This is a genomic window from Glycomyces dulcitolivorans, from assembly GCF_003265355.1.
GTDB classification, from domain to species: domain Bacteria; phylum Actinomycetota; class Actinomycetes; order Mycobacteriales; family Micromonosporaceae; genus Glycomyces; species Glycomyces dulcitolivorans.
This window is the reverse complement of sequence record NZ_QFRW01000178.1, coordinates 1-5065: the sequence shown is the minus strand read 5'-3', so window position 1 is coordinate 5065 and position 5065 is coordinate 1. Positions and strand designations below refer to the sequence as shown.

The following is a 5065-nucleotide window of genomic DNA, read 5'->3' as shown; positions in this document are numbered from 1 at the left end:
GCCGCCGAGCGCGGCCTCGCCGCCGTCCCGCAACTGGACGCCCGCGGCGCGGTCGTCGCCACCGGCTCGACCGCGTTCGCCGAGGCCGCCGAGCTGCTGACCGCCGCCCGCACCCCCGAGCCGAGCGCCGACAAGCTGGAGTTCACCGAGGCCGACCGGCGCTTCCACGACACCGTCGCCGCTTTGAGCGGCAGCGTCCAGATCGCCAAGGCGATCCGGCGCCTGGACGCCCACCTGCACCTCCACCGGGCCTACATCACGCCCGAGTCGATCGAGGAGACCGAGGCCGAGCACCTCGCGGTCGCCGACGCGATCATCGCCCTGGACCCGGCCGCCGCCGAGGAGGCCATGCGCCGCCACCTCGAACGCTCCCGCACCCGCCACGCCGCCGCGTTCACCGCCGCCGACACCGCCCCGAAACGGGGGCGCGCCAAGGCCGCCCGCAGCGACGGGGTGAACCCGCGGTGACGCGCGTGGCCCTGTTCATCACCTGCGTCAACGACGCCCTCTTCCCCGAGACGCCCAAAGCGGTCGTCCGCATCCTGGAGCGGCTCGGCTACGACGTCGACTTCCCCGCCGCCCAGACCTGCTGCGGCCAGATGCACGCCAACTCCGGCTTCAAGAAGGACGCGACCCGCCTCGCCCGCGACTTCGACGACGTCTTCGGCGGCTACGACGCGATCGTCACCCCCTCCGGGTCCTGCGCCGCCATGGCCCGCGACCAGTACCCGCACCTCACCGGGTCCGACATCGGGAAGCGCGTGCACGAACTCTCCGAGTTCCTCGTCGACGTCGCCGGCGTCGAGGACGTCGGCGCGCACTTTCCCCACACCGTCACCTACCACCCGACCTGCCACGGCACCCGCGCACTCGGCCTGGGCGACAAGCCCTTGCGGCTCCTGCGCGCCGTCGGCGGCATCGACCTCGTCGACCTCCCCGCCGCCGACCAGTGCTGCGGCTTCGGCGGGACCTTCGCCCTCAAGAACGCGGAGGTCTCGACCGCGATGCTCGCCGACAAGTGCGCCAACGCGGCCGCCACCTCCGCCGAATACCTTGCGGCCGCGGACAACTCGTGCCTCACCCACATCGGCGGCGGCATCAGCCGGACCGGCGGGCCCCGCCCGATCCACTACGCCGAGATCCTCGCGAGCACCGCATGAGCGACCTCGTTCCCGCCGCGTCCCTCATCCCCGCAGGCGCGCCGTTCCCCAAGGCCGCCAAGGTCGCCCTCGGCATGCCGCAGCTGCGCCGGAACCTCGCCCACGCCACCGGGACCATCCGCGCCAAGCGCGCCAAGGTCGCCGGGGAGCTCGACGACTGGGAGGCCCTGCGCGACACCGCGGCCGCCGTCAAGGCGAACGTGCAGCGCCGCCTCCCCGAACTCGCCGTCCGGTTCGAGGAGAACGCGACCGCCGCGGGCGCCGTCGTCCACTGGGCGCGGGACGCCGCCGAGGCCAACCGGATCGCCGCGCGGCTCGTGCGCGAAGCGGGTGCCGAGGAGGTCGTCAAGGTCAAGTCCATGGCGACCCAGGAGATCGAACTCAACGAGCATTTCGAGGCAGAGGGCCTGCGGGCCTTCGAGACCGACCTCGCCGAGCTCATCGTCCAGCTCGCCGAGGACAAGCCGAGCCACATCCTCGTCCCCGCGATCCACTACAACCGCACCGAGATCCGCGACATCTTCAGTCAGAGGATGGGGGACGCCCCGGCCGGTCTCACGGACGACCCGGCCGCGCTGGCCGAGGCCGCGCGGCTGCACCTGCGCCGCCGCTTCCTGTCATCCACGGTGGCCGTGTCGGGCGCGAACTTCGCGGTCGCCGAGACCGGGTCGCTCGTCGTGGTCGAGTCGGAGGGCAACGGCCGCATGTGCCTGACGATGCCCGAGACGCTCATCAGCATCGTCGGCATCGAGAAGCTGCTCCCCGACTTCGCCGACCTCGAAGTGTTCATGCAGCTGCTGCCGCGCTCCTCGACCGGCGAGCGGATGAACCCGTACACCTCGGTGTGGACCGGGGTCCAGGACGGCGACGGCCCGCAGCACGTGCACATCATCCTCTTGGACAACGGCCGCACCGGGGTCCTGGCCGACGAGGTCGGGCGCCAGGCGCTGTCGTGCATCCGCTGCTCGGCCTGCCTGAACGTGTGCCCGGTGTACGAGCGGACCGGCGGCCACGCCTACGGGCACGTCTACCCCGGCCCGATCGGCGCGATCCTCGCCCCGCAGCTGGAGCCGGGCCGCCACGACGACCTCCCGTACGCCTCCAGCCTGTGCGGCGCCTGCTACGAGGTCTGCCCGGTCAAGATCAACATCCCCGAAGTGCTCGTCCACCTGCGCCAGCAGGGCCCGCACGGCGCGGGGGAGCGGGCGGCGATGGGCGCGGCCGAGGCCGTCATGGCCCGGCCCCGCCTGTGGCGGACGGCGCTGCGGCTGGCGCGCCTGGGCTCGATGCCGTGGCGCCGCAAGGGGTTCGTGCGGCGGATGCCGTGGCCGGCGTCCCGGTGGACCGCGAGCCGGGACCTGCCCGTCCCGCCGAAGGAGTCGTTCCGCGACTGGTGGAAGGAGCGCGAAAAATGAGCGCCCGAGACGAGATCCTGGCGCGGATGCGCACCGCCCTCAAGGACGCCTCGGCTCCTCCCGCGGTCCCGCGCGAGTACCGCCGGGCCCTGGACCTCGAAGTCGACATCGTCGCGATGCTCATCGACCGCCTGGTCGACTACAAGGCGAACGTCCACCACGGCGCGGCCGCGATCGAGGAAGCCCTCGCCGGCGCCCGCCGCGTCGCCGTCCCGGCCGACCTCCCCGCCGAATGGCGCGTCGGCGGTGCCGAGTTCGTGGAGGACCGGGGCCTGACCACCGCGGAACTCGACGGGGTCGACGCGGTCCTGACCGGATGCGCTGCGGCCGTGGCGGTCTCGGGGACGATCATGCTCGACGCCGGTGCGGCCCAAGGCCGCCGCGCGCTCACCCTGGTCCCCGACCACCACGTGGTCGTGGTCCGGCGCGACCAGATCACCGGCCACCTCGCCGAAGCGCTCCCGCGCCTCGATCGGACCGCCCCACAGACCTGGATCTCGGGACCGTCGGCGACCAGCGACATCGAACTCCAGCGGGTCGAAGGCGTCCACGGCCCGCGCCGCCTCGACGTCGTACTGCTGGACTAGCGGCCGACCGCCGGGCGCTTCCTGCTGCGGCGGACGCGCTCGCGCCCGAGGAGCCAGAGCGCCTGGACGCCGTCGGTCCAGGTGATCTTCTTGCCCTCCTCGCGGCTGCGCGCGGTGTAGGAGATCGGGATCTCGTAGGGTCGGATGCCCATCTTGAGGAGCTTCGCCGTCAGCTCGGCCTCCATCCCGAAGCCGCCGGAGCGGATGTTCAGGTCGAGGTACATCTGGCGCGGCAGGAGCTTGTAGCAGGTCTCCAGGTCCGAGATGTACGAGTTGAAGAGGATGTTCGCGGCGAGCGTGATCCCCTTGTTGCCCATGACGTACCAGAACGAGTACGCCGAGTGGGAGCCGAAGGACCGCGAGCCGTAGACGACCTCGGCCTTGCCCTCCAGGACGGGGGCGAGGAGCCGCGGCAGGTCGGCGGCGTCGTACTCGCCGTCGGCGTCGAACACCACGATGTGCTCGCCCGTGGCGGCCTCGGCGGCGGTGCGGATCGCCGCACCCTTGCCCCGGTTGCGGTCGTGGCGGATCAGCCGGATCCGCGAATTGTCCTCAAAGGACTGAAGCACTTCCCAGGAGCGGTCCCGGGACCCGTCGTCCACGACGACGATCTCCGTCTCCCCGGGGAAGTCCACGGCGAGCAGCTCTTTCAGGGTCCCAGCTGCGAGGCGTTCCTCATTGAATACCGGGACGAGTACTGACAACAGCATCCTGCTGCTCCATCCCCGCGGTTCGAACACGATTGCATAACCATAACGCGAGTCCGCCGCGCCGCCGCCCGCCGGACCGGGTCGTGTTGAATGGAGCGGTGCTGCTCGTCCTGTGGCTCCTGGCCCTGCTCCCCGCGCTCGCCTACGCCCTGCGGCCCCGCGACGGCGCCGTCCTCGCGCCCGCCCGCCTGGCCATCGTGCGTTCCTCGCTCCTTTTGGGCGCCTTCGCGATCGCGGTCGTGGAGGCCGCCTCCGCGTTCGACGCGCTCACCACCGGGACGGTCCTGGCGGCCTGGATCGGCGCCACGGTCGCCATCGCGGCCGCCGTCGTCGTCCGGTGCGTCAAGGACGTCGACCCCGAAGGCGTGAGAGGCCAGTCCCTCGACGTGCTCCGCGAGGAGCTGCGGTCCCGCCGCGGCGCCACCCGCCGCACCTGGCGCCGCACCAAGAGCGCCGCCGCCGCGGCCCCCGCCTGGCAGTGGGCCGTCGGCTGCGTCATCGCGATCCTCGCCATAAGCGCCGCCGTCCTCGCGATCGCGTCCTCCCCCAACAACTTCGACTCCCAGACCTACCACCTGCCGCGCATCGAGCACTGGGTCCAGAACGCCTCCGTCGGCGTCTACGCCACCGAGATCCACCGCCAGGTCGACCTCGGCCCCGGCGCCGAGTACCTCCTCACCCACCTGCGGCTCCTCTCCGGCGGCGACGGCGCCTACAACCTCCTCCAGTACCTCGCCGGCATCGGCGCGGTCCTCGGCGCCTCCCGCATCACCGCGCAGCTCGGCGGCGGCCCCCTCGCCCAGCTCGCCACCGTCTTCGTCCTCGCCACCACCCCCGAGGTCCTCCTCCAGGCCACCTCCACGCAGGTCGACCTCGTCGCCGCCGCGTGGGTCGCCGCGCTCGCCACCGTCGTCCTCGACGAGTTCACGCGACCGGGTGACGCCCACGGCGCCGCACTGCGGGCCGCCGCGCCGAGCACGGACGCGCTGTACCTCGGCCTCGCGCTGGGCCTCATCGCGATCACCAAGACCACCGGTCTTCTCGCCGCCGCCCCGCTCCTGCTCATCTGGGGGATCGGGCGCCTCGCCCGCGACGCGCACCGGCGCCGCCCGTGCCTGTGCGGGCGCAGCCCCGCCCGCTGCTCGCGCGCCGACGCCTCCCGCGCGTGGGCCTCCCGCGGCCGCACCGTCCTC

Annotated in this window: 5 protein-coding genes and 1 pseudogene; 5 read left to right on the top strand and 1 reads right to left on the bottom strand. The window is 72.7% G+C overall.

Annotated elements, in window-relative coordinates; all coding sequences use genetic code 11:
• The 4 genes from DI269_RS13835 to DI269_RS13820 all read left to right on the top strand — a co-directional run.
• Positions 1-468: FCD domain-containing protein (locus DI269_RS13835; RefSeq protein ID WP_115509849.1), on the top strand; the 468-nt coding region annotated here is incomplete at its 5' end.
• Positions 465-1160: a (Fe-S)-binding protein gene (locus DI269_RS13830; RefSeq protein ID WP_112136793.1), complete on the top strand. Its 696-nt coding sequence runs from the start codon at positions 465-467 to the stop codon at positions 1158-1160. The genes DI269_RS13835 and DI269_RS13830, both read left to right, overlap by 4 nt.
• Positions 1157-2575 carry a lactate utilization protein B gene (locus DI269_RS13825; RefSeq protein ID WP_112136791.1) on the top strand — a complete coding sequence of 473 codons (1419 nt, stop codon included), beginning with the start codon at positions 1157-1159 and terminating at the stop codon, positions 2573-2575. The genes DI269_RS13830 and DI269_RS13825 overlap by 4 nt, the downstream gene beginning before the upstream one ends.
• Positions 2572-3162 carry a LutC/YkgG family protein gene (locus tag DI269_RS13820; RefSeq protein WP_112136789.1) on the top strand — a complete coding sequence of 197 codons (591 nt, stop codon included), beginning with the start codon at positions 2572-2574 and terminating at the stop codon, positions 3160-3162. Before DI269_RS13825 ends, DI269_RS13820 begins: the two co-directional genes overlap by 4 nt.
• On the opposite strand, the gene DI269_RS13815 is transcribed toward DI269_RS13820, so the two are convergent.
• Complete coding sequence (locus tag DI269_RS13815) at positions 3159-3872, bottom strand: glycosyltransferase family 2 protein (RefSeq protein WP_112136787.1); 714 nt, start codon at positions 3870-3872, stop codon at positions 3159-3161. The two genes, DI269_RS13820 and DI269_RS13815, sit on opposite strands and share 4 nt — an antisense overlap.
• A gap of 98 nt (positions 3873-3970) precedes the next feature.
• Between DI269_RS13815 and DI269_RS27125 the strand changes: the two are divergent.
• A pseudogene (locus tag DI269_RS27125) lies at positions 3971-5065 on the top strand (hypothetical protein); the annotation flags it as partial.

What these genes read in the sequence shown, in the direction of transcription:
- DI269_RS13815 (WP_112136787.1), bottom strand. Translation starts at nt 3,872, where the DNA reads ATGCTGTTGTCAGTACTCGTCCCGGTATTCAATGAGGAACGCCTCGCA.
- DI269_RS13825 (WP_112136791.1), top strand. Translation starts at nt 1,157, where the DNA reads ATGAGCGACCTCGTTCCCGCCGCGTCCCTCATCCCCGCAGGCGCGCCG.
- DI269_RS13820 (WP_112136789.1), top strand. Translation starts at nt 2,572, where the DNA reads ATGAGCGCCCGAGACGAGATCCTGGCGCGGATGCGCACCGCCCTCAAG.